Here is a 22619-nt window from a genome sequence, read left to right as displayed (position 1 = left end):
TGCCCCCTGCCCCCGGCCTCCGCCCCGCCGTGAAGTGAGACCCGCATGCCTGTCGAACCCATCGCCGTCGTCGGCCGGGGCTGTGTGCTGCCCGGCGCGCTCGACCCGGACACGTTCTGGGAGAACATCGCCGCCGGCCGCCTGAGCCTGTCGGCCGCCCCCGCGGACCGGTGGCGACTGCCGCGCCACTGGGCCATGGGCTCGGTGGACGACCACCTCGACCGCACCTGGACCGACGTCGGCGGTTACGTCCACGGGTTCGAATCCGTCTTCGATCCGAGCGGCTTCCGGATCGCCCCGGAGCGGATCGCGTCGCTGGACCCGCTCTTCCACTGGGTCCTGTACGGGGTGCGGCAGGCCCTCACCGAGGCGGGCCGCACGGGCCCGCTGCCGCGCGGGGGCCTGGTGCTGGGGAACCTGTCGTATCCCACACCCGCCGGGGCGGCCTTCGCCGAGCACGTCTGGCTGTCGGCGCAGCGGCCCCCGCTCCGTGACGCCCTGCTGACGGGTGAGCGCCGTGCACGCCCCGACGCCCGCAACCGCTTCTCGTCCGGGCTGCCCGCCCGGCTCGCGGCCCGCGCGCTCGGCCTCGGTGCCGGGGCGTGGTCCCTCGACGCCGCCTGCGCGTCCTCGTTGTACGCGATCAAGCTGGCGTGCGACCGGCTGCACGACGGCACGGCCGACCTGATGGTGGCCGGCGCGGTGAGCCGCCCCGATCCCCTCTACCTTCACGTGGGCTTCTGTGGACTGTCCGCGACCAGCCGCACAGGGTGCAGCCGCCCCTTCCACCGGGACGCGGACGGGCTGGTGCACGGCGAGGGCGCCGGGTTCGTCGCCCTGATGCGACTGTCCGGGGCCCGCGCCGCCGGCCTGCCGGTGCTCGGCGTGATCCGCGGGGTGGGGCTGTCCAACGACGGGCGTGGTTCCGGGCTGATCAGCCCGTCGGAGGAGGGCCAGGTACGGGCCATGCGGCTGGCGTACGACGTGGCGGGGGTCCCTCCCGAGTCGGTGTCGCTCGTCGAGTGTCATGCGACGGGAACGCCGGTCGGTGACGCGGTGGAGGCACGTGGCATGGCCAGGGTCTTCGGGGCGACGGACGACCTTCCCATCGGTTCGGCGAAGTCGAACGTCGGGCACCTGCTTGCCTCGGCGGGCGTGACGGGGCTGCTGAAGGTGCTCGGTGCGATGCGGGCGGGGGTCCGCCCGGCGACGCTCGGCGCACAGCGACCGCCGGACGTGCTGGCTGGCACGCCGTTGCGGGTGCTGACCGCTTCGGAGGAGTGGGCGGGGCCGCGGAGGGCGGCGGTGAGCGCGTTCGGCTTCGGCGGCACCAACGCCCACCTGATCGTCGACCCGCCGGAGACCGTCCCCGTGTCCGCCGTTCGTCGCGGTGGACCGGCCGCCCATGCACCGGCTCCGGCTCCGGCACTCGACGCGCCGGGCGCCCGTGCACAGGTGGCGATCGTGGCCGTCGGTGCCAGGGTCGGCGAGGGGACGTCCACCGAGGACTTGCGCCGGGCGTTGCTGGGTGGTGAACGGCGCGGTCCCGTCACGGAGATCGCCGTGGAACTGACGGACCTGTGCTTCCCGCCGCTGGCCCTGGAGCGGACCGTGCGTCATCAGCTCCTGGTACTGGAGGCCGCTCGGGAGGCCGTGAAGAAGGTGAGTCTGCCCCGCGAGCGGACCATGGTGGTCATCGGTACGGGGGTGGACCCCGAGGTGGCCCGCGCGGGTGCCCGCTGGAGGGTGCCGTTCTGGCTGGAACAGGCGGGGGCACCCGCCACCGGTCCCTCGGCGGATCTCGCACGGGACGCGTTCACTCCCCCCATGACGGCAGAGGGGGTGGTGGGCAGCATGCCGAACCTCGCGGCGAACCGCATCAGCACCCAACTGGATCTGGCCGGACCCGGGTTCACGGTGTCCGCGGAGGAGGAGTCCGGCCTGGTCGCGCTGGAACTCGCGGCTCGGGCCATCCGGTCGGGGGAGGCCGACGCCGCTCTCGTCGGCGCCACCGACCTGTCCTGCGAGGCGGTCCACCGGGCCGCCCTGCGGGAGCTCGGTCGCGAGGACGAGCCCGGGGACGCGGCCGTCGTCCTGGTCCTCAAGTCCCTGGACGCCGCACGCAGGGACGGCGACACCGTCGTGGCCCTGCTGGACGAGGGGGCCGTCGGCAAACCCGACATGGTCATCGGGGACGGCCCCGACGCGGTGTTCGATCCGTCGTCGGTCTTCGGGCGTGCTCACGCGGCGTCCGGGCTGGTCTCCGTAGCGGTCGCGGCGCTCTCGCTCCAGCACCGCGCGGTGCCCCGTCCGGGCGGGCCCGCGGACGCCGCGGCCGCCGCCCACACGGCGCTGGCCGTGGTCGTACCCCTGGAAGGGCCGGCCGCGAGCGTACGGCTGCGCGCGGGGGACGCCCTGCCGTGGCTGCGGGGTCCGGCTCCGCGCCTGCATGTCTTCTCGGGGGCCGATCGTCAGGAGGTACTGGCCGCGCTGGACTCCGGTACGCGGTCCTCGGCCGGCCCGGCCCGCCTGGCACTCGTTGTCGACGGCGACACGGTGCCGGCCGGCCGCAGGGAAGCCGCCCGCCGCTGGCTGACGGAGGGCGGGGTCCGCCCTGCCGATCTGCTGTACCGGGACGGGCCGGTCACCGGGCAGACCGCCTTCGTGTACACGAACGGCTCGGCCGCGTACCCCGGGATGGGCAACGAGCTGATGCTCGCCCTGCCGTCGCTGGGCGAGGCCGTACGGGAACGGCACCGGGAGATGACCACCCGGCTGCGGTCGCGGGCGGAGCCCGGAGTCCTCGGCCAGATCTGGGCCGCCGCCGAACTGGCCGTCTTCCACACCGTTTTCAGCCGCGACGTGCTCGGGCTGCGGCCGCACGCCGCGCTCGGGTACTCCTCGGGCGAGTCGACGGCGCTCGTCGCGCTGGGGGCCTGGCCGGACGCCTCGGGGCTGTACGAGGCCGTCCGGGACAGCGGTCTGTTCACGACCGAACTCACGGGTGAACTGCGGGCGGTCCGGCGCTACTGGCGGCAGCGGGGCATCCAGGGCTCCCAGTGGTCGAGCTATCTCGTCGGGGCACCGCTGGAAACCGTCCGCGCGGAGCTTGCCGCAGAGGCCGCGGTCCATCTGATGGCGGTGAACGCGCCCGGCGTCTGCGTCATCGGCGGCGAGTCCCGGGCGTGCGCGGCCGCCGTGTCCAGGATCGGCGCCGACCGGGCGATCGAGTTGGACTACGACCTGGCGGCCCACGCCCCGGAGCTGGCCGAGGTCTCGGAGGTGTGGCGCGAGGTCCACCGCCGTCCCACGGTCGAGGTGCCCGGGGTGCGGTTCTACAGCGGGGCCACCGGGAAGGCGTACCGGCCGACGGCCGAGCGGGCCGCCGAGGCGATCACCGCCCAGGGACTCGACACGATCGACTTCGCGGCCACGGTCGAACGGGCGTGGGCGGACGGTGTCCGGGTCTTCGTGGAGCACGGGCCGCGCAGGCTGTGCACCGGCTGGATCAAGCGGGTGCTCGGCGACCGGGAGCATGTGGCCGTCGCGCTGGACGCGTCGGGGGACACCGGGCTGCGGCAGCTGTGCCTCGCGGTCGGCGAACTCGTCGTCGCCGGTGTGCCGGTGCAGGCCGACGCGGTGTTCGCCCGGCTCGCCGAGGCCTCGGCGGAACTCCCCCCGCCCGGCCCCGCCGTCAACGTTCCCGTACCCCCTTCTCCGTGTCTACCGCTCCTGGAGCCTGCTGTGACCGTTCTGCCTCGGGCACCCGAGCTGGCCCCGGTACCGGACCGGTGCCCCGGCCCGCCCACCGCTTCCCCCACCGCACCGGACCGTACCCCCGGCCGCGTCACCGCCCCGGCGGACCAGGAGTCCGGCCGCCTCTCCACCCGCGTCGCCGTCGCCGTACCCTCGCTGCCTGCCGAAGGCACCCAGGAACCGGGCACTGCGGAGGCCGGAGCCGTGGTCGCCCGGCACGCTCTTCGGGTCGCCGCGCTGCACCAGGAGGTCATGGCCCTGCACACCGAGGCCCATCAGCGGTTCCTACGGGTGTCCGCACTCGCCGTCAGGGCGCTGACGGCCGCCGGCACGAAGAGAACCGGGCCCGGCCGCGCTCCCGTACGGCCGCCCGCGCCCACCTCGCCGCTGCCTGCCCCCACGCGCTCCGCGCCCCGTCCGCTGCCGTTGCCGGCTCCCCCGGCGGAAGCGGCGTCGCCCGTGCCTGCTCCGAAGCCGGGGCCGAAGTTCGACCGCGCCCAACTGGAGCACCTCGCCTCCCGCGAGATCTCCGCCCTGTTCGGTCCGCGCTTCGCCGAGCAGGACGGATACGCGGTACAGACCCGAATGCCCGAGCCGCCCATGCTGTTCGCCGACCGGGTCACCGGCCTCGACGCGGTTCCCGCGGCGCTCACACTGCCGGGTCCGGTACGCACGGACGGGAGGATCTGGACGGAGACCGACGTTCTGCCCGGCAGCTGGTACCTGGACTCCACGGGGCGTATGCCGGCCGGCCTGCTGATCGAGGCGGGCCAGGCCGATCTGCTCCTGCTCAGCTGGCTGGGTGTCGACCTCCTCAACCGGGGCGAGCGCGCCTACCGGCTGCTCGGCTGCGAGGTGACGTTTCACGGCACCCCGCCGAAAGCGGGCGACACCCTGAGCTTTGAAATCCATGTCGACGGCCATGCGGAGGCCGACGGCGTCCGGCTGGCCTTCTTCCACTACGACTGTTACGTGGGCGGCGAGCTGCGGCTCAGCGTCCGCGAGGGCCAGGCCGGGTTCTTCACCCCGGCGGAACTCGCCGGCAGCGGCGGTGTCCGTTGGGATCCCGCCGAGCACGCACCCGGCGACGACCTGCCGCTCGACCCGCCTGCCGTGCGCTGCGAACGGACCCGCTTCGGCGCGGACCGGGTGCGGGCCCTGGCACAGGGGCGGCCCGCGGACTGCTTCGGGCCCGGCTGGGAGGCGACGGCGGCCCACGTGCGCTCGCCCGCGATGGACGAGGGCCGTCTGCTACTGCTGGACGAGGTCACCGCGTTCGACCCGGCCGGAGGGCCGTGGGGGCGGGGGTATCTGCGCGCCGAGACCTCGTTGTCCCCGGACGACTGGTTCTTCACCGGGCATTTCAAGAACGACCCCTGCATGCCGGGCACTCTGATGCTCCAGGGCGGTCTCCAGGCGATGGCGTTCTACCTGACGGCCATGGGCTTCACCGTCGACCGGGACGGCTGGCGCTTCGAACCGGTCAGCGAACACCCCTCCAGGGCCATGTGCCGGGGCCAGGCGACCCCGGAGGGCCGGCGGGTCGTCTACGAGGTGTTCGTTCGCGGCGTCTCCGCCGGACCGGTGCCGACGCTCTACGCCGAGGTCCTCGGCTCGGTGGACGGAACGAAGGCGTTCCTGGGCCGCGACATGGCACTCCAACTGGTCCCGGACTGGCCGCTGTCGCACTGGCGGCACTCGGGCCCGCCCGCCGTGCAGACCGGCGGCGCCCCGGTGCCGCTGCCGCGGCTCGCCGGGTTGGCCGGGCACCGGGAGGAGAAACCGGTGGCTGTGGCGGCCGACGGATTCCCCTTCGACTACACCTCGCTGCTGGCATGCGCCTGGGGCAGGCCGAGCGAGGCGTTCGGCGCCATGTACGAGCCGTTCGACGGCACCCGCAGGGTGGCCAGGCTCCCCGGCCCGCCGTACCACTTCATGAGCCGGATCGTGTCGGTGGACGGGCCGCAGGCCGGAATGCGGGAAGGCAGCGTCGTCGTCGCCGAGTACGACGTGCCCGCCCGAGCTTGGTATTTCGAGCAGACCGGTGGCAGCGCCATGCCGTTCGCCGTCCTCCTGGAGATCGCGCTGCAACCCTGCGGGTGGCTCGCCTCGTACGTGGGCAGCGCGATGACCAGCGAGACGGACCTGCTGTTCCGCAACCTCGACGGATCGGGAACGGTCACCGGCGAGGTCACTCCGGCGACGCGTACGGTCCGCACCAGGGCCGAGCTGACGCGCGTCTCGCACAACGGAGACATGATCATCGAGTCGTTCCGGGTGACGTGCACGGCCGACGACGTGCCGGTGTACGAACTCTCCACGGTCTTCGGGTACTTCCCACGGTCGGCCTTCGAGAACCAGCAGGGTCTCGCGACGTCGGCGGATGAGCGGGCGCAGCTCGACGAACCCTGCGGCCGTACCGTCGATCTGACCACCCGTCCCGCCCGGTACTGCGCCGGGGAGCCGCGTCTGCCGGGCCCGATGTTGCTGATGCTGGACCGGATCACGGGTTACTGGCCGGAGGGGGGAAGCGCGGGACTCGGCCGGTTGCGTTCGGAGAAGGACGTTCGCCCGGGCGCCTGGTTCTTCCGGGCCCACTTCTTCCAGGACCCGGTCCAGCCGGGCTCGTTGGGTCTTGAGGCCATGTGCCAGCTCCTCCAGTACCACCTGCTCGAACGCGGAGCGGCCGACGGCGTGCCCAGCCCCGCGTTCGAACCGGTACTGCCCGGCCGCGAGGCGGCCTGGACATATCGCGGCCAGATCACCCCGGCGAACCGGCTGATCCGAGTGGACATGGACATCGTGGAGAGCGGCACGGACGCACGGGGTCCCTATGCCGTGGCGGATGCCTCGCTGTGGGGCGATGACACATGCATCTACCGGGTGCGGGGGCTGGGTATGCGCGTGGTGCCGGGGGCAGCCCGCGTGCCGTGGGACGCTCCGGTACGGAACCTCCACTCGGACCGAAGCCAGGGTGCCTCGACCGCCTGAGGAAACATCACCCCCAGGCCAACGCCCGCACTACCCCGCCCCGCCGGCTGACCCGCCATCCCTGCCCACCTCGACCCACCCGGCCCCGAGGTTTCAGCGCCACCGACGGCACGGCCGGAGCGTGGAAGTGTCCCGAGGGCAGGTGGGCGAGGTCAGGCGGTGGAACGCGGCCGTGAGTTCATGTCGCCAGGGCCAGGTCGCGGATATGCGAAGTCGGAGGCTGCGGCCGCCCCGGGTGATCCGGGCGCCGACGTGCAGGAGCCGGTAGCGGAGTTTCTTGGGTTCGGCGGTCGCGAGTTCGCCGGCCAGCAGGAGGATGCCGGTCCAGGCGTCTTCGCCCTGGGACGACGCCCAGATGCCGTCATCGTGGCAGGCGCCGATGTCCGCAACCCTGCACCCGTCCCGTCGGCGCTGGCTGGCACACTGCAGTGGTGAACACCGCACCCGAGAACATGAGCTCCCGGACGGCCGCCGCATGGATAGTGGTCCTTACTGTCCTCGGCGGAGCTACCGGCTTCGCCTGGGGAGGGCCGTTCCTCGCAGTCGCCTGCGGCCTTTCCCTGGGCAGCGGCGGTGCGGTGGGTGCAGTTCTGTCGCGCCGTCGAATGGTCGGGGCCGATCGGGAAAGCCGGGGCAAGGAAGCTGTCCCTGGGGATGCCGACGGGGCTGCGGAGATGATGATCCTGGGAATTCACGCATACAAGGTCTCCGTCTTCCCTCTGGCCGGCCCCGGCGCGGTGACCCCTGCGGAGCGCATGGCACGCCGTGAGGACGCCTACCGGCTCACGGCCGCCGATCGGCTGACCCACCACGTCCGTGAGGCCGCAGCCGCCACTCTCGAAGCAATCGACGGCGGGAGTGAACCCGCCGCGCTGTCCGCTGTCGAAAACCTCATGGAAGCCGTCCAGGAGCAGCGCTGCGACCGGTAGCCACAGCGGGAATGGGCACCCTCTGCGGGCAACCGGACGTGAGCGGTGCTGAGTCCGCGACCTCTCCATGGACGACCAGCAACAGATGTGCCGACCGCACAGAGCCAGGTACGCCACGCTCCACGCCCTGATCGAGGCCGGATACAGCCGGCGCTTCGACCCAGCGGCAGCTCGGCATGACCCTCACCAGCGGAAACCCCAGTCGCCAGCGCCCTGCTACAACGAATCGGACACCGCCCCGCTTACCGCCCTTTCGGGCTGGAGTAGTCCGTATTTCTGCATGATGCAGGCGGTGTGGCCACCCACGGCGGAGCGGTCACACCAAGGCTTCTCTTCTCTACTTCTTCTGGAATCTACTGATCATGAGGACTGTCAGTAGGCCGCAGACCAGGCCGGCGAGGGCCCATGGGACGTTCGGGCTACCGTCGCTGAGGCTGTAGCCGATGATACCCACCAGGTCGTCATCGATGCCGAGACTCGGCTCGTCGTCGTGGTCGGCCGACCATTGCCTGGGAACCGCAACGACTGCAAGGCGTAGGAGGAATGGGGCGCCAAGGCCACGGTCGGCAGGACACTCACGATCGCCGACGGCGGCTATCCCGGCACGGGACTCGTCATGCCCCATCGTCGACGCAAGGGCGAAGACCTGCCCGACTGGAAGGCACGGTGCGGGAGGTGATCCACCAGTTCGACGAGATCGGCCCGGCCTGTCTGGACCCTCGATGGGCGGGAGGCCGTCCCGGCCTGCTCACCCCTGACGACGAGGACTGCGTCGTCCAGACGGCCACCACTCGTCCTACCAAGCTCGGCCAGCCCTTCACCCGTTGGTCGATCCGCAGGCTTGCCGCCTACTTGCGGAAAGTGCACGGACGCGTCATCGGATCGGCCGCGAGGCGTTACGGTGCCTGCTCCGGCGCCGCGGAAACACCTTCCAGCGCACCAAGACCTGGAAGGAGTCCCCCGATCGCGACGCCAAGCTCGACCGCATCGAGCACGTCCTGAAGCACTTCCCGGACCGCGTCTTCGCCTTCGACGAGTTCGGGCCGCTCGGGATCCGCCCCACGGGGGTTCCTGCTGGGCGAAGCAGGGCAAGCCCGATAGCCTGCCGGCGACCTACCACCGCACCCACGGCGTCACCTACTTCCACGGATGCTACTCCGTCGGCGACGATCGGCTGTGGGGCGTTAACCGCCGCCGCAAGGGCACCGCCAACACACTGGCCGCGCTGAAGTCGCTCCGCTCCGCCCGACCCGACGGCGCCCCGATCTACATCATCCTGGACAACCTCTCCGCCCACACCGGCCAGGACATCCGCCGCTGGGCAAAGAAGAACAAAGTCGAGCTGTGCTTCACCCCGACGCCTCCTGGGCCAACCCGATCGGGGCCCACTTTGGCCCGCTGCGGCAGTTCACCGCGTCCAACTCCCACCACCGCAGCCACCCCGCACAGACCCGGGCCCTTCACCGCTACCTTCGCCGGCGAAACGCCTACGCCCGCCACCCCGACGTCCTTGCCGCACAGTGCAAGGAGCCTGCCCGCGTCCGCAGCGAGAAGGGTATCCGCTGGGGGCGGACGTCCTCTCAAGGCGGCCTGACCATGAACAGCAGGGCGATGACCTCGATCCAGCTCGTCTACGAGACCCACGCGACCACCACCGACAACGAGGCCGGAATCGCCACCGGCTGGCTGCCGGGCGTCCTCTCAGTAACCGGCCGCCGGCAGGCCCGGGAACTCGGCGCTCGCCGCCGCAACGATGGCATTGCGGCGGTGTTCACCTCCGATCTGCACCGCGCGATGGACACCGCGCGGATCACCTTCGCGGGCACCACAGCCCCGATCCGCCACGATCCCCGCCTGCGTGAATGCAACTACGGACGCCTCAACGGCTGTACGCAGGAAGCTCTTGCACCGCTGCGGGGCCAGCACATCGACGAGCCCTTCCCCCGAGGCCAGAGCTACCGCGAGGTTCTGGCCGCCACAGCGCGGCCTCGGTCGCCTCCGACGCACCAGCGCGATGTGCTGCCGTCGTCGGCGCGACGTACACCTCGCAGTCCACGACAGATCGGACTCAGGTCGGTGCTGGGAAGCAAACCGTCGTCGCAGTACGGCGGCGTGAAGGACATCAGTCGAGGTATCGCTTCAAGTGCGGCTCAGAACATCGGGCCATCACGGGGTGGCACTGCGCCGGCTTCACTTGCCGCTGTAGACAGGGAAGGCGCTGTGCTCGCCGTAGTCCACATCGCGCAGGTTCCGCAGGGCGTCCATGTCGTCACCGGAGATCTCGAAGTCGACCTCGGCATTGGACCGCATGTGGTCCGGGTTCGCCGTCTTGGGCAGCGACACGGTGCCCAGCTGCAGGGTGTATCCGATACACAGCTGGGGAACAGACACCCCGTACTTCTCCGCGATCGCCTGAACCTCGGCGTTGCGCAGGATCGCGCCGTGGGCGATCGGCGAGTACGCCTCGACGAGGATCTGCTTGCTCGCGCAGTAGGCCAAGAGCTCGCTGGGGGTGTTGCCGGCGTGCACGAGCAGCTGGTTGACGTGCGGGACGACGCTCGCGCCCTGCAGGATGTTCTCCAGGTCGTGCTGCTGGAAGTTGGAGACGCCGATGGATCGGATCTTGCCGGCCTGGTGGGCTTCCTCCAGGGCACGCCAGGCTTCGCGGTTGCCTTCGGCGTAGTCGCCGCCGCGGAAGTCGCTCCACGGCTGTGGGCTGTGGATCAGCATCAGGTCGATGCGGTCCAGGCCCAGCCTCTCCAGAGAGCCGTCGATCGCCGCGACCGCCTGGTCATAGTCCTTGATCTCCGCAGCGAGTTTGGTCGAGATGAACAGCTCGTCGCGGGGCACTCCCGATGTGCGCACGCCCTCGCCGACGCCGCGCTCGTTGCCGTAGGCCTGGGCGGTGTCGATGTTGCGGTAGCCGATCTCCACGGCTGCGCGGACCGCGTCGGCCGCCTTGTCGTCGTCGATGAACCAGGTGCCGAGGCCCAGCTTGGGGATGGCGACGCCGTTGGACAGGGTGTAGGTCTCGTCCAGGATGGTCATGCGTGTGCTCCGTTCTTCGGCAGCTTGCCGTACGTCTCGTCGGTGACGGGTTCGAGCCATTCGTTGCTGACGTCTTCGCCCGGGGTGATGAAGGCGACGTGAGAGAACCACGAGTCGGCCTTCGCGCCGTGCCAGTGCTTCGTGCCCGCCGGGACGCGGACCACCGTTCCCGGTTCCATGCTGACGGGATCCTCGCCCTCGGCCTGGTACCAGCCGCTGCCCGCCGTGCACAGCAGAATCTGGTCCCCGCCCCCGCTCGTGCCGTGGTGGATGTGCCAGTTGTTGCGGCAGCCCGGCTCGAAGGAGACATTGCTGACGGGAACGCTCCCCGAGGCGAGCGGAGCCAGGTAACTCTGGCCGATGAAGAACTCCGCGTAGGCGTCGTTCTTATCCCCGAGCGGGAAGATCTGATCGAATCCGTTGACAGTCATGTCGTTCTCCCCATCCTGTTCCGCATGTCCCACCGGCCGTGCGGGGTGTCGTTACGCTGCTCGCACCGGTTGATCAGGCGGAGCGCTCGTCGGCGATCTTCTTCAGTTGCGTGATCGCGGTCATAGCGTTGGGCCATCCGGCGTAGAAGGCCAGGTGCGTGATCGCCTCCGACAACTCCTGCACGCTCAGCCCGTTCTCCAGCGCCTTGCCCAGGTGGTAGGGCAGCTGCTCGGTGCGGTACAGGGCAGCCAGCACGCTGACCGTGACCAGGCTCCGGTCACGGGGCGACAGCTCGGGCCGCTCCCACACATCTGCGAACAGCACCTCGTTGCTGAGCTCGACCAGCTTCGGCGCGATGCCGGCCAGGTCCTGGGGCGCGGACTGCTTCGCCATTGAATGACTCCTTGGGACAATACGAACACGAAAGGTTACTGATGTGGGCTGCAGTTCACGGTCGGTCACCACCGACCCAACGGCATCTCCAACGACGCCGCCGTCCCGCGGACCACGGGCCACATCTGCTGCCACCATCGAGAAATCCGCAGCTCACAGCCCCCTGGAAGGCACTGCTGTTACAGGTACTGACAGGGCACCCCGCCTCTGCTCCATCCCGCCTAGCCTGGATGGCATGGACACCGCCCACGAGCTCCGCGAATCCGTCGCCGGCCGCCGCGCGAAGATCACTCCGCAGCAGGCCGGCTTGCCTGCCTTCGGCGGCGGAATCCGCAGGGTGCCCGGGCTGCGCCGTGAGGAAGTCGCCCTCCTGGCCGGGTTCGGCATCGACTACTACGCCCGCCTGGAGCGCGGTCAGCTCGCCGGCGCCTCCGAAGAAGTCCTCGATGCAGTCTGCCGCGCCCTCAGCAAGCCCGGTCGGCTAGATCTGGCACGACTCAGCCTCCCTCGGACGGCCTGCCCCCGGCGCCGCCTCAAGAACCGCGCGAAAGTCCCTCCAGGCAGGGCCCGGGACGTGTGTCGCAGCAACGGCCTGGGGAAACTCCATCTACCTGACACCCCATCAAGTAAGCCCGGATCCACCGGTTTGATGCCTGTGGATAGTTTCTCCGGGAACGAAGAAGTGCCGCGCGGCCCCCGTCAGGAGGGACGCCGCGAGGGCCGGGTGGTGGGAGAACCACAGTTGGGGGGCGCAGGCATGGGAACGCCGGCGGTGCTGGCGCCGACGTAGTACTGCTTGCGTCCAAGGTGGTCGGCCGCGTACAGGACGGCCCGCGCCGCGATCTCTGGCTGGTAGATCGGCGGCACCGGCTGCGGGCTCTTGGAGAGGCGGGAGAGTACCCAGGAGAACTGCGGGGTGTTGACGGCCGGCATTTGGGCGAGGGTGACGCGCACGTTGCTGCCTTGGTGCATGAGTTCGGTGCGCACGGAGGAGGTGAAGCCGTTGATGGTGTGCTTGGCACCGCAGTAGACGGACTGCAGGGGGACGGAGCGTGAACCGAGGGCGGAACCGACCTGCACGATCGTGCCCCGGTCGTGCGACATCGTGTGCGCGAGCGCGGTCCGGGTGCCGTTGACGAAGCCGAGGTAGGACACTTGGGTGACGCGCGCGTACTCCTCGAGGGTGATCTCGGTGAAGGGCGCAAAGACGGAAGCGAAGGCACAGTTGCCCCACACGTCGTTCCGTCCGAACGTCGCGACTGCAGTGTCGGCGGCCGCTTCGACCTGCTGGTGGTCGGACACGTCGGTGGGCAGGACCAGGGCCTGGCCCCAGGCCTGCTCGACCTCGTGGGCTGCGGCCTCGAGACCGGCTCTGCCGCGGGCGAGGAGTGCGACGTTGGCGCCACGGGAGGCGAACGCCCTGGCGGTTGCGCGGCCGATGCCCGCGCTGGCTCCGGTGATGACGACCGTTTCAGGCATGTGATCCTCTTTCAGAGTCCGGGAACGGCAGGGGTGCGTCGCTGAGCCGCGTGGCGGTTTCCAGCATCAGGGCGTGTACGAAGGCTTGAGGCAGGTTGCCGCGCAACTGACGCTGGCCGACGTCGTACTCCTCCGTGTATAGGCCCTGGGGGCCGCACGCGGCGCGGTTGCGTTCGAACCAGCGCAACGCCTCCTCCCGGTTGCCCTGCTGGTGTTCGGCCAGAGCCATCAGGTATCCGCACAGAAGAAAGGCGCCTTCCGCATCGCCCAAAGGACGTTCGTCATGACGGAAGCGATAGGCGTAGTGGTCGTGGGTCAGTTCCTGGGTGTACGCGTGCAGCGTCCGTAGTGTTCTCGGGTCGCCGGGTGCGGCTTGCCCGCGTGGATGATGTCGGGGAACTTGATCGCGTCCTGGATGGAGAAGACCGGGATGTTGTTGCCGACGAGGTCGAACACACCCTCCTCGGTGTAGAACTTGGTCGCGAAGCCGCGGGTGTCCCGCACGGTGTCGGCCGAACCGCGCGACCCGAGCACCGTGGAGAACCGGACGAATACCGGCGTCTCCACGGCCTGGGCCAGAAAGGCCGCCTTCGAGATGTTCGCCGCCGAACCGTAGCCGCGGAACACGCCGTGAGCGGCGGCCCCGCGTGCGTGGACGACGCGCTCGGGAATCCGCTCGTGGCCGAAGTGGGTGATCTTCTCGCGCAGATGGTGGTCCTGCAGCAGGACCGGGCCCCTGGGGTCCGCCTTCAGCGAGTGATCGGTGTCGTACAGGCGTGCCCCCTGCGCGGTGGTCAGGTACGAGCCCCTCTGCGCCATCCGCGCCGGGTTCGCTCCGGTGGCCTGCCCGGTCGGGCTGACCGTCTCGGGCCCGCGCTGGTCCGGCTTCGGAGGCAGGGGCTCCCGGCCGTGGTCGGCTCGGCCAGAGAGGGACCGGCGCTTGCGGGCTTGCCGGGGATGCCCTCCTCCGAGCCTGACCCGTCCGGCTGCCCGGAAGTGGGCTCGGGGCGGTTGTCGCTCATGACCGCTCCATCCGTAGGTGCTGGTGCGTGAGAGGCACGAAAGGCCGGTATCCAGAAACCGGGCGTCGACACAACGAAAGCGCGGACCTGTCCCACCGCGCCCTGCCGACCGGGCGCGGGTCCGTCCCTCCGCGACCGGCCGGCCGCTGGCTGCGGACTCCGGCGGACGCCGCACTCACCGAGCGAGCCGCCCGGGCACCAGCATCTGACCCTCACCAGTCGTAGCGGAGGGAAGGACGGAGAGCGACAAGAACGGCTCCGTGCCGCGGCAGACGCGTCATCCAGCCCCTCCAATGGCCGTCGCCGGTCATGGCCGGGATCCGGATCGGTGCGGAATGTCGGGTCGCCGCGGGCGGCTTAGGGTAGAAGCATCACGGATCCTCTGGCACTCCTTCCGCGTCTGGAGGCGCTCATGGCCATTCGTCATCAGCTGATCAAGCACGCGCCGTCGGCCTTGTGGTCGGTCCTGGAACGACCGGACCTGTACGGGGAATGGGTGGTCGGCACTTCCGGCTCGCGCAGTGCGCAGGGCCACTGGCCCGAAGTCGGATCCTCGATCGAGTACACCGTGCGGATCGGTCCGAAGGAATTCCACGGTCGGACCGTGGTGCGCCGGCTCGAACGCCCGAGCATTCTCGAGCTGGAGGCGCACAGCGGCCTGCTGGGTTCGGCGCGTATCGCCTTCGACATCCGGCCATGGGGCGACGAGACGCTGGTGCGGCTCGACGAGCACCCGCTCCGGGGCGCCGGCGGCACCCTGCACAACGCGGCGGCCGACGTGCTTCTCCAGCTCCGTCACCGGGCCATGCTGGGGCGCCTCGCCTCCGCGGTCGACGAGCTGGCGAGCGACAGCTGAAGGTGCACGCCGAGGGCGACACCGGCCGGACGCCCTCCCCCGAGTGAAGGGCGACGGATGATGGCGGACGCGGTGGTGATCGGAAGCGGTCCGAACGGCCTGGTCGCGGCCAATCTTCTCGCCGACGCGGGATGGAGCGTCGAGGTCTTCGAGAGCCAGGACGAGCCGGGCGGGGCGGTGCGCAGCGACCGGGGGGTGCACCCGGACTTCGTGAGTGACATGTTCAGCGCGTTCTATCCGCTGGCAGCCGCTTCCCCGGTGCTGGCGGGTCTGGCTCTGCACCGTGACGGGCTGCGGTGGAGCCGGGCGCCGTCCGTGCTCGCCCATCCCCTGCTCGACGGCAGCTGCGCCGTGCTCCATGCGGACCGGGCCGGCACCGCGGCGGGTCTGGACCGGTTCGCGGACGGTGACGGGGAGGCGTGGATGTCCCTGTGCCAGGTGTGGGACCGAGTGGGCGACGACCTCCTGCGGGCCCTTTTCACTCCCTTCCCGCCCGTGCGGGCCACCGCCGCGCTGGCGGCCCATCTGCGTACGGCGGGCGGCTTGCGCCTGGCCCGGAGCCTTCTCCTGCCGGTGCGCCGGCTGGGCGAGGAGGAATTCGCCGGCCAGGGAGGGCGGCTCCTGCTGGCGGGCAATGCGCTCCACGCCGACCTGCCGCCCGAAGCGGCAGGGAGCGGCGGGTTCGGCTGGCTGATGGCCATGCTCGGGCAGCGATACGGATTCCCGGTGCCAGAGGGGGGCGCCGGCGCTTTGACCGATGCGCTGGTGCGGCGGCTGCGGGCCCACAAGGTCGAGGTGCACTGCGGCAGCCGAGTGACGGAGGTGGTGGTGCGGCGGGGGCGTGCGGTGGGAGTGCGGACGGAGAACGGCGATGCCGTACGGGCGCGCAAGGCGGTGCTCGCCGATGTGTCGGCGCCCTCCCTCTTTCTGGATCTGGTCGCCCCGGAGCACCTGCCGCCCCGCGTCTTCGGCGACCTGCGGCGCTTCCAGTGGGACTTCGCCACGTTCAAGGTCGACTGGGCTCTGGACCGGCCCATTCCGTGGAGCGCGGCGGACGCCCGCTCGGCGGGCACGGTGCACCTGGCGGAGAGCGTCGACGACCTCACCCGGTTCGCCGCGCAGATCGCCATGGGGCAGATCCCGGACCGTCCCTTCGTCCTGCTGGGCCAGATGACCACCGCCGACGCTTCGCGCTCTCCGCAGGGCACGGAATCGGCGTGGGCCTACACCCATGTGCCGCACCGCGTGAAATCCGACGCCGGCGAGGAAGGGCTCACCGGCCGCTGGGACGCAGCCGAGGCCGAGACGTTCGCCGACCGGCTGGAGCGGCGCATCGAGAGCTACGCTCCCGGGTTCCGGAGCCGCATCATGGCCAGGCGCCTGCTCCCTCCGCCCGTCCTGGAGGCCGCCGACAGCAACCTTCACGGCGGCGCGATCAACGGCGGGACCAGCAGCCTCCACCAGCAGCTGGTGTTCCGCCCGGTCCCGGGCACCGGGCGGCCCGAGACGCCGGTTCGCGGCCTCTACCTGGCCTCCGCGTCCGCCCATCCGGGGGGCGGTGTGCACGGTGGGCCGGGGGCCAACGCGGCGCGGGCCGCGGTCCGCACGCGGGGCGCCACCACGCTGGTCTCGGCCGGCCGCCGGGCACTGGCTCACCGCGACCGGTCGGACTGAGCCGCGCGGGTGACGAGGCGCGCGCGTTCCCCGACCGCCGACGGCGCAGCGGCGGAGCGCCCGTGCGCACCCGCCTCCTCGGCAAGCGGGCGATCGCCCTGCACGGCCCCGCGGCCGGTCGCTTCTTCTACGAGGCACACCACATCCACCGCCACTCGGCACTGCCGGAACCGGTGATCGACACTCTCTTCGCCCGGCGTGCGGTGCACACGCTCGACGGGAAGCGGCACCGCTCACACAAGTCCCTGTTCATGCACCTGCTCACGGGACCCGACCGGGTCGCCTCCCTGGCCGCCCACGTCGCCAGGGAGTGGGAACGAGCCGTCGCGACTGAGCGGACGCCGGGCGCGTGGTCCTCTTCGACGAGGTCGCGGTCCTGCTGACGCGATCCGTCCACACGTGGGCCGGTGTGCCACTGCCGGAGGCCGAGGTCCCCCGGGCCGCCCGGGACCTGGTCGACTTCTGGCCGCGCCCGTACACCTTCGACCCGTCACGGTTCACCGGCGAGCCGCGCGAGCGCGAGGAGCTCGTGCCGCAGGGCGGCGGCGATCCCGCGACGGGGCACCGGTGTCCGGGCGAGGACATCACCGTCGCGCTGCTCGCCACGATGGCGCGGCTGCTGGCGGGCCTCACCTATCGGGTGGCCGAGCAGGACCTCGGCATTCCGCTCAACCGGGTCCCGACGGCTCCGCGCAGCGGCTTCGTCATCACGGATGTGGCCCGGGCCGCCGCCGCGTGAGAAGCGGACGTGACGCGCACCGGCCTCCGAAGGCCGGTGCTGCGCCGCCAGCCGTCGGACCGGCCGTCAGGTGCCGCGCTGCGTGAGGGTGAACAGTCCTCCGCCCGGATCCTGAAGGACGCGTGAGAATCCGTCGGGCGACCAGGCGGAGGCCGGCAGCTGAGGTTTGCCGCCCCCGGCCCCGGTGGCGGTGGCCACGGCCCTTTCCACGTCGTCCACGGCGAAGTTGACCAGCCAGCGCGGTCTGCTCTGCGGCTCCGCGGACGTCTGTACGCCGCCGCCGCGCAGGGACAGGGCCGTCCGTCCGTCCCGCTCGACCAGGACGTGATCTCGCCGGTACGCCACGTCGATGCCCGGCTCGTCGGCCCAGCCGAAGACCTCTCCGTAGAAGACCGCGGCATCGAACACGTCCCGGGTCTGGAGGTCCAGCCGTGTGGGGGCGCTCTCCGCTCCCACCGACCAGGCCAGGCCGGGGCCTTCCCAGAATCCGAACGCCGCCCCGTCCCGGTCGGCGGCCAGTCCCGCACGCCCCTCGCCCAGGGCCACCGGGCCCACGGCCAGGGTGGCTCCGCGTTCCCGGAGCCGGGCGGCCGTCACCGTGGCGTCCCGCACGGCGAAGTACGGTGTCCACACCGAGGGCGGGGCCAGGCCCGGCCGCCGCTCGCCGATGCCCGCCACCGGCCGGCCGCCGACCGATGCCACCAGGAAACCGCTGCCCAGGGAACTCGTCCGGAACTCCCAGCCGAGCACTGCCGCGTAGAAGGCCTGGGCCGCCCGCAGGTCGCCGACCATCAAGTTGACCCAGCACGGGATTCCCGGCGCCGGCACCACATGCTCCGCAGCAGACATCAGCCGTCCTTCACCGTCGACGTGGACCACTCTCCCGGACCCGGGTTCCCTGGTCCGCAGCGGACGAACGTACCGGCTCACTCCGCAGGGCGGAACGTGACCGGGCCGCTTCGCGGGCAGGAGTGTCCGCCGACGCTCAGCCGGCCGCTCCGATGCGGGCGAAGACACCGGTGTCCAGGTGCGCCAGCAGGTCGGCCGGGTCCCGGTACACCTCGGCAGCCCCTGCACCCACCAGGTCCTCGCGGGGAATGCCGCCCGAAAGGAGCGCCACCGCGGTGACCGACGCGCCGGTCGCGGCCTTCATGTCCCAGACGGAGTCGCCCACGTACACCGTCTCGTCGCTGGTCCCGCCGGCGAGCTCCATCGCGTGGCGGATCGGCTCCGGAGCGGGTTTGCCCTCGCTCACATCGTCGGAGCTGGCCGTGTCGTGGATGGCGTCGTCGGCATCGAGGGCCTTGCGCAGTGCCTGCAGTTCCGGACCGCTCGCCGAGGTGGCCAGAACCACCGTCCACCCCCGTGCCGCCAGCGTGCGCAGGAGATCAGCCGCACCGTTCAGCGCGGGAAGGCGGTCGAAGAAGGTCGCGTAGAGCGCGGAATGGGCGCCGCTGATGACCGCGTCCTGGTCCCGGTCCCGGCCGGCCCCGAGGAGATGCTCGATCAGGTCGTCCGATCCGAGACCGATCGCCCGGTGCACGGCGCTCATCGGCACGGAGTGTCCCGCTTGGCGGAACGCCTCCCACCAGGCGCAGACGTGGAGGTAATTGGTGTCCACGAGTGTTCCGTCCACATCGAACAGAGCCGCGCGGGTCATATCGGTTCCTTCCGGTCGGACGCCGGGACACCGGGAGACAGGGGCTGGCGCTCCGTGCCCCGGTGCGGCGGTGGGGGACGTCGGATCAGAAGGCGACCGACTCGGCACGGCGGACATCGGCGCCCATGTTGCGCTCCATCATCCGCAGCCCGGCACGGGCGAGGTCCTCGTGGATGTGAGCGACACCGTCCTCCGGAATCGTAAGGTCCAGATGCCGGATGTGCGCGTCCAGCACCGAGTAGAGCATGCACTGCTCCGTCACCTGGCCGCAGAGCACCAGGTGACCGACGCCCAGCTGACGGAGCAGAGACGGGAGGGGCGTCTCGTAGAAGATCGAGTGCCTGGCCTTCACCACGAACAGCGAGTTCTCGTCCGGCAGGAGGGGCTCGACCAGATCCGGCCGGGCGCCGGCCGTGGCCATCTCCACGATTTCCCCGTGGTGGGACCGCCACTCCCCGAAGTTGTCGTTGGCGTAGATGACCGGGGCGTCCTGTGCGCGGGCCGCCTCCAGCAGCCGGGCGATCACAGGGACCGTGCGCTCCACATCGGGAAGGACCTGTTCAGCGTCCTCGTGCCGGTAGTTGTTGATCATGTCGATGACGATCAGCGCCGTACGTCCCGTGCATTCGATGGTGGCATCCGGCCACTGTGCCTGCGAGCGCTCAGGCGTGGGGCCGGGCCCGCGGAAGGACCGGGCGCGCATGCCGGCCGGCGGAGGCAGTCCGCTCCGGCCCCGCTCCGGCCTGGCGTGTCGCCTGTCGAGGCAGACTCCCGAAGGGAGAGTGCCTCATCGCTACCGACTACGTGCGAGGACTGCAGTGACGGTCTCCCGCCTTCGGCGTCCGTGGACGGTGAAGCCGGCGCTGCGGCGTCTGCCGAAGGGGGAACGCACCATCCTGTACTTGCGGTTCTTCCGCGACATGACGCAGGACGGCATCGCCGAGACGCTCGGCATCTCGCAGATGCACGTGTCCCGGCTGATCAGCCGGTGCTGTGGCGAGGTACGACGAGTGGCCCTGCAGGGCGTGGTCTGACGGGGCCCCGAACGTACGGAGCGCGGGGAGCCGGCGAAGAGCGGAGGAAACACGGAGGCCCTTGAAGGTCCCGTACCCGGCCGTCCTCCTATCCCCGGCTCCTCGCCACGCACTCGGCGACGGTCGTGCGCAGGCTGCCGGTCTCCGCCAGCAGCCTGCGCTGGACCCGGGCCCCCGGACCGCGCGACGTCACCGCTCTGAGGGCGCTCTCCGCCGACGCGAGGTCCCCGCTGTCCTCCAGGGCCCCTCTGACATGTGCCAGCAGGACGTTCAGAACGTCTTCGGCCGGCGCCGGCTTCATGGTCAGGGGATGCAGCAGGCTGCCCTCCAGTCCCGAGCGGCCCGCTTGCCAGGCCGCCATCCGGAGAAGACTCACCGGCAGCGCGTCCGGCGGCTCACCGGCTCGCCAGCTGCGGGCCGCCGTCTCGACCAGCCCGCGCACCAGGGTGGCCAGCAACACGGTGTCGGCGGGGTCCAGGCACACGTCCGCCACCCTTATCTCCACGGTGGGGTAGCAATACGAGAGCCGCGCGTCGAAATAGATCATGCCCTTGTCGCGCAGGACGCCGGTGTCGATGAGCGCGTCCGCCTGCCGGTGGTAGCTCTCCGCGGAGCCGAACACCTCCACGGGGCCCGCCGAGGGCCAGCGGCTCCACACCCTGCTGCGGTAGCTGCTGTACGAGGTGTCCTGTCCCTGCCAGTAGGGAGAGTTCGAGGTGAGCGCCAGCAGGACCGGGAGCCAGGGGCGGATGCGGTCCAGTACGGCGACCCCCTCCTCGTCGGAGGCGACCGAGACGTGGACGTGGCAGCCGCAGGTCAGTTGCTCCCGTGCGGTGAGTCCGAATCGCCGGGCCAGCCAGCTATAGCGTTCGCCCTCCCCGATGACCGGTTTCACCGGCAGGGGCGAGGTGGCCAACGCCGCCACGGACGCCCCGAAGTCCGCTGCGCTCGCCGCCGCCTCGGCGCGCCAGCGCAGGATCTCCTCCGCCAGTTCGGTCATGTCCGCGCGTGGCTCGGTGGCGAATTCCAGCTGCTGGTGGTGGAGTTCGGGTTCGAATACGGAATCTTTTCCGGTCCGGCGCTCCGCCAGGGCCAGCACCGCTGACGAGAGCGCCTGTGGTTCGCCGCTGCGCGCGTCGACAAGTAGGAGTTCTTCTTCGACGCCGACGGTCCTTGCCATCGTTCCCCTCTGTCTTCGTCGGAACGGCGCCCTACTCGGGTGCGTGCGGCCTCGCGGCACGGGCCCGGCTGTGGCGCCGGTGGCTGGTATCGCACCAGGGTTGGGTCCGGCTTCGCCGGCACACGCAGATCGCCGCCACGAAGCGTTCGGAGAACACGGTGGTTCCGTCGGGCATCGTCACCTCGACCGGCCCCTCCACCAGCAGGGGGCCGCCTTCGTCGAGACGGACACGTACGGGTTGGCGGGGTTCACGCTCGCTGGGCACGGATGACCACCAGTTCCTCGCAGGGGTCGTACGGACCGACGAGGGCGCGCTCGCTCAGCCAGGCACGGCGCGAAAGGAGCACCGGGCCGAGCGGAACCCGCGTCCTCGCGGCCACCGCGGCGTCGAGACCCGCCCGCTCCAGACGGCTGACGGTGAGGTCCGGATCGCAGAGCCCGGAGTGCACCAGCAGGAGCACTCCCCGGGGCTTGAGCGCAGCCGGCGCGTTGTCGCAGACCCGGTCCACGACCGCGCGGCCGTCGAGTCCGGCGTCCCAGGCCCGGCGGGCTCCCCGGTCCGGCACCCGGGCTTCGGGCGACGGCACATAGGGCGGGTTACACAGGACCAGGTCCCAGGCACGCTCCCCCATCGCGGCAGCCAGGTCGCGGCGGCGCACCCTGACCCGGCGACGGTTCAGCAGCGTATTGACACGGGCCGTGGCCACGGCCCGTCTGGACACGTCCACGGCCGTGACTCTCGCGCCCCTCCGAGCTGCCGTCACCGCCAGCACCCCACTCCCGGTGCATACGTCGAGGACCTCCGTGCCGGGCCCGATGTCTTCCCGGTCCAGGGCGCGCAACAAGAGGCGGGTGTCGGACTGGGGGGCGTACACGCCCGGGGGAATCACCAGGACGGCACCGTCCCGCTCCGCTGTCTCCGTCGTCATTCCGGCCCCTTTCGCGTCCCTCTCGCCGAGGCCGTGCCCGTCGGGTCATCCGCTGCTGCGGCCCTTCCCGGCTCGACGGCCTCGAGCCGGTCGGCAGACTTCTCAAGAATCCCGCATCCCGGAGGACGCCGCATCACGACCTGTGGCGGGCCCGGTCCTCAAGCCGGCTCGGCGTTCCGCTCTGCCACGATGGCCATGTGCCCTGCGATCCTCTCCACACACCTGGCCTCTGCCAGGGAGAACGACGGCCGCACCCCCGTGCGCAGAAGTGTGACGGCGCCTCGCGCGGGTGGTTCGCCGACCGCCGTGGTGAGCGCGACGCTCAGCAGGGAGCCCACATCGGCTCGTCCCATCAGCGACGCTCCCCCGCTGCCGAGGCCGAAACGCCCCGCCTTCCGCCAGACCGTCCAGGACGGCTGAAGCGGCGCCCACGACCTCGACGACGACCGGGCAGGCCGTCGGGTCCTGCTGGGCGATCTCCTTCTCCAGCCCGGGGG

At 71.1% G+C, this 22619-nt stretch carries 18 protein-coding genes and 7 pseudogenes; 11 read left to right on the top strand and 14 right to left on the bottom strand.

All coding sequences use genetic code 11. The features are described from left to right. Positions 1-45: 45 nt before the first annotated feature. On the top strand, positions 46-6747 hold the full coding sequence (locus FHX80_RS33315; protein ID WP_145768211.1) for a beta-ketoacyl synthase N-terminal-like domain-containing protein: 6702 nt from the start codon (positions 46-48) through the stop codon (positions 6745-6747). Positions 6748-6840: 93 nt separating this feature from the next. On the opposite strand, the pseudogene FHX80_RS36260 reads toward FHX80_RS33315, so the two are convergent. Beyond that, a pseudogene (locus FHX80_RS36260) lies at positions 6841-7077 on the bottom strand (transposase); the annotation flags it as partial. A 101-nt stretch (positions 7078-7178) separates the two neighbouring features. Here FHX80_RS36260 and FHX80_RS35020 point away from each other — a divergent pair. The 5 genes and pseudogenes from FHX80_RS35020 to FHX80_RS33295 all read left to right on the top strand — a co-directional run. Further along, positions 7179-7676 (top strand): hypothetical protein, encoded by a 498-nt coding sequence (locus FHX80_RS35020; RefSeq protein WP_167523816.1) that lies wholly within the window; start codon positions 7179-7181, stop codon positions 7674-7676. 451 nt (positions 7677-8127) lie between these two features. Then, positions 8128-8337, top strand: a pseudogene (locus FHX80_RS33305) (transposase); the annotation flags it as partial. A gap of 5 nt (positions 8338-8342) precedes the next feature. Further along, positions 8343-8678 carry a helix-turn-helix domain-containing protein gene (locus tag FHX80_RS36935; RefSeq protein ID WP_425281716.1) on the top strand — a complete coding sequence of 112 codons (336 nt, stop codon included), beginning with the start codon at positions 8343-8345 and terminating at the stop codon, positions 8676-8678. Then, positions 8578-9270, top strand: coding sequence for a transposase (locus FHX80_RS36255; RefSeq protein ID WP_425281715.1), 693 nt, complete (start codon positions 8578-8580; stop codon positions 9268-9270). Before FHX80_RS36935 ends, FHX80_RS36255 begins: the two co-directional genes overlap by 101 nt. Positions 9271-9272: 2 nt before the next feature. Continuing rightward, positions 9273-9632 (top strand): annotated as a pseudogene (locus FHX80_RS33295) (histidine phosphatase family protein); the annotation flags it as partial. A gap of 234 nt (positions 9633-9866) precedes the next feature. On the opposite strand, the gene FHX80_RS33290 reads toward FHX80_RS33295, so the two are convergent. From FHX80_RS33290 to FHX80_RS33260, 6 genes and pseudogenes are all read right to left on the bottom strand, one after another. After that, positions 9867-10724, bottom strand: coding sequence for an aldo/keto reductase (locus FHX80_RS33290; RefSeq protein WP_145768210.1), 858 nt, complete (start codon positions 10722-10724; stop codon positions 9867-9869). Next, on the bottom strand, positions 10721-11155 hold the full coding sequence (locus FHX80_RS33285) for a cupin domain-containing protein (protein WP_145768209.1): 435 nt from the start codon (positions 11153-11155) through the stop codon (positions 10721-10723). The genes FHX80_RS33290 and FHX80_RS33285 overlap by 4 nt, the downstream gene beginning before the upstream one ends. A 73-nt stretch (positions 11156-11228) precedes the next feature. After that, positions 11229-11549 (bottom strand): carboxymuconolactone decarboxylase family protein, encoded by a 321-nt coding sequence (locus FHX80_RS33280; protein ID WP_145768208.1) that lies wholly within the window; start codon positions 11547-11549, stop codon positions 11229-11231. A 771-nt stretch (positions 11550-12320) separates the two neighbouring features. Next, positions 12321-13028, bottom strand: a pseudogene (locus FHX80_RS33270) (SDR family oxidoreductase); the annotation flags it as partial. Further along, a pseudogene (locus tag FHX80_RS33265) lies at positions 13021-13392 on the bottom strand (glycoside hydrolase family 15 protein); the annotation flags it as partial. The pseudogenes FHX80_RS33265 and FHX80_RS33270, both read right to left, overlap by 8 nt. Further along, a pseudogene (locus FHX80_RS33260) lies at positions 13392-14050 on the bottom strand (catalase); the annotation flags it as partial. The pseudogenes FHX80_RS33260 and FHX80_RS33265, both read right to left, overlap by 1 nt. 412 nt (positions 14051-14462) lie before the next feature. Between FHX80_RS33260 and FHX80_RS33255 the strand changes: the two are divergent. The 4 genes from FHX80_RS33255 to FHX80_RS36240 all read left to right on the top strand — a co-directional run bounded on the left by FHX80_RS33255 (position 14463) and on the right by FHX80_RS36240 (position 17319). Then, positions 14463-14906, top strand: coding sequence for an SRPBCC family protein (locus FHX80_RS33255; RefSeq protein WP_145768205.1), 444 nt, complete (start codon positions 14463-14465; stop codon positions 14904-14906). Positions 14907-14966: 60 nt separating this feature from the next. Further along, the gene (locus FHX80_RS33250) at positions 14967-16580 is read left to right on the top strand and encodes a phytoene desaturase family protein (protein ID WP_145768397.1); all 1614 of its coding nucleotides are present in this window, start codon (positions 14967-14969) and stop codon (positions 16578-16580) included. 62 nt (positions 16581-16642) lie between these two features. Beyond that, positions 16643-16963 carry a cytochrome P450 family protein gene (locus FHX80_RS36245; RefSeq protein ID WP_244318758.1) on the top strand — a complete coding sequence of 107 codons (321 nt, stop codon included), beginning with the start codon at positions 16643-16645 and terminating at the stop codon, positions 16961-16963. Then, entirely contained in the window at positions 16930-17319 is a 390-nt protein-coding gene (locus tag FHX80_RS36240; protein WP_244318757.1) for a cytochrome P450 family protein, read from the top strand. The genes FHX80_RS36245 and FHX80_RS36240 overlap by 34 nt, the downstream gene beginning before the upstream one ends. Positions 17320-17385: 66 nt before the next feature. Here FHX80_RS36240 and FHX80_RS33240 read toward each other — a convergent pair whose 3' ends face one another. The 3 genes from FHX80_RS33240 to FHX80_RS33230 all read right to left on the bottom strand — a co-directional run bounded on the left by FHX80_RS33240 (position 17386) and on the right by FHX80_RS33230 (position 19682). After that, on the bottom strand, positions 17386-18168 hold the full coding sequence (locus FHX80_RS33240) for a VOC family protein (protein WP_208764869.1): 783 nt from the start codon (positions 18166-18168) through the stop codon (positions 17386-17388). A gap of 136 nt (positions 18169-18304) precedes the next feature. Beyond that, the gene (locus tag FHX80_RS33235; protein ID WP_145768204.1) at positions 18305-18979 is read right to left on the bottom strand and encodes an HAD family hydrolase; all 675 of its coding nucleotides are present in this window, start codon (positions 18977-18979) and stop codon (positions 18305-18307) included. 85 nt (positions 18980-19064) lie between these two features. Then, positions 19065-19682: a cysteine hydrolase family protein gene (locus FHX80_RS33230; RefSeq protein WP_145768203.1), complete on the bottom strand. Its 618-nt coding sequence runs from the start codon at positions 19680-19682 to the stop codon at positions 19065-19067. A 148-nt stretch (positions 19683-19830) separates the two neighbouring features. On the opposite strand from FHX80_RS33230, the pseudogene FHX80_RS33225 reads away from it, so the two are divergent. Beyond that, positions 19831-20013 (top strand): annotated as a pseudogene (locus tag FHX80_RS33225) (sigma-70 family RNA polymerase sigma factor); the annotation flags it as partial. An 88-nt stretch (positions 20014-20101) separates the two neighbouring features. Here FHX80_RS33225 and FHX80_RS33220 read toward each other — a convergent pair. From FHX80_RS33220 to FHX80_RS33205, 4 genes are all read right to left on the bottom strand, one after another. Beyond that, on the bottom strand, positions 20102-21193 hold the full coding sequence (locus tag FHX80_RS33220) for a glutamate--cysteine ligase 2 (protein WP_145768202.1): 1092 nt from the start codon (positions 21191-21193) through the stop codon (positions 20102-20104). Positions 21194-21224: 31 nt separating this feature from the next. Continuing rightward, positions 21225-21368 carry a CDGSH iron-sulfur domain-containing protein gene (locus tag FHX80_RS36235; RefSeq protein ID WP_244318780.1) on the bottom strand — a complete coding sequence of 48 codons (144 nt, stop codon included), beginning with the start codon at positions 21366-21368 and terminating at the stop codon, positions 21225-21227. A 73-nt stretch (positions 21369-21441) separates the two neighbouring features. After that, positions 21442-22122 carry a HemK2/MTQ2 family protein methyltransferase gene (locus FHX80_RS33210; RefSeq protein ID WP_145768200.1) on the bottom strand — a complete coding sequence of 227 codons (681 nt, stop codon included), beginning with the start codon at positions 22120-22122 and terminating at the stop codon, positions 21442-21444. 158 nt (positions 22123-22280) lie between these two features. Beyond that, a complete protein-coding gene (locus tag FHX80_RS33205) occupies positions 22281-22475 on the bottom strand; it encodes a hypothetical protein (protein WP_145768199.1) in 195 nt (64 codons plus the stop codon). Positions 22476-22619: the final 144 nt, after the last annotated feature.

The organism is Streptomyces brevispora (genome assembly GCF_007829885.1).
Lineage (GTDB): Bacteria > Actinomycetota > Actinomycetes > Streptomycetales > Streptomycetaceae > Streptomyces > Streptomyces brevispora.
Note: the sequence above shows the minus strand (reverse complement) of the source record. Positions and strands in the feature narration are given on the sequence as shown.

Bases quoted from the DNA above. Each gene is read 5' to 3' on its own strand.
- FHX80_RS33315 (WP_145768211.1), top strand. From the start codon at position 46: ATGCCTGTCGAACCCATCGCCGTCGTCGGCCGGGGCTGTGTGCTGCCC.
- FHX80_RS33290 (WP_145768210.1), bottom strand. From the start codon at position 10,724: ATGACCATCCTGGACGAGACCTACACCCTGTCCAACGGCGTCGCCATC.
- FHX80_RS33285 (WP_145768209.1), bottom strand. From the start codon at position 11,155: ATGACTGTCAACGGATTCGATCAGATCTTCCCGCTCGGGGATAAGAAC.
- FHX80_RS33280 (WP_145768208.1), bottom strand. From the start codon at position 11,549: ATGGCGAAGCAGTCCGCGCCCCAGGACCTGGCCGGCATCGCGCCGAAG.
- FHX80_RS33255 (WP_145768205.1), top strand. From the start codon at position 14,463: ATGGCCATTCGTCATCAGCTGATCAAGCACGCGCCGTCGGCCTTGTGG.
- FHX80_RS33250 (WP_145768397.1), top strand. From the start codon at position 14,967: ATGGCGGACGCGGTGGTGATCGGAAGCGGTCCGAACGGCCTGGTCGCG.
- FHX80_RS33240 (WP_208764869.1), bottom strand. From the start codon at position 18,168: ATGTCTGCTGCGGAGCATGTGGTGCCGGCGCCGGGAATCCCGTGCTGG.
- FHX80_RS33235 (WP_145768204.1), bottom strand. From the start codon at position 18,979: ATGACCCGCGCGGCTCTGTTCGATGTGGACGGAACACTCGTGGACACC.
- FHX80_RS33230 (WP_145768203.1), bottom strand. From the start codon at position 19,682: ATGCGCGCCCGGTCCTTCCGCGGGCCCGGCCCCACGCCTGAGCGCTCG.
- FHX80_RS33220 (WP_145768202.1), bottom strand. From the start codon at position 21,193: ATGGCAAGGACCGTCGGCGTCGAAGAAGAACTCCTACTTGTCGACGCG.
- FHX80_RS36235 (WP_244318780.1), bottom strand. From the start codon at position 21,368: ATGCCCGACGGAACCACCGTGTTCTCCGAACGCTTCGTGGCGGCGATC.
- FHX80_RS33210 (WP_145768200.1), bottom strand. From the start codon at position 22,122: ATGACGACGGAGACAGCGGAGCGGGACGGTGCCGTCCTGGTGATTCCC.
- FHX80_RS33205 (WP_145768199.1), bottom strand. From the start codon at position 22,475: ATGGGACGAGCCGATGTGGGCTCCCTGCTGAGCGTCGCGCTCACCACG.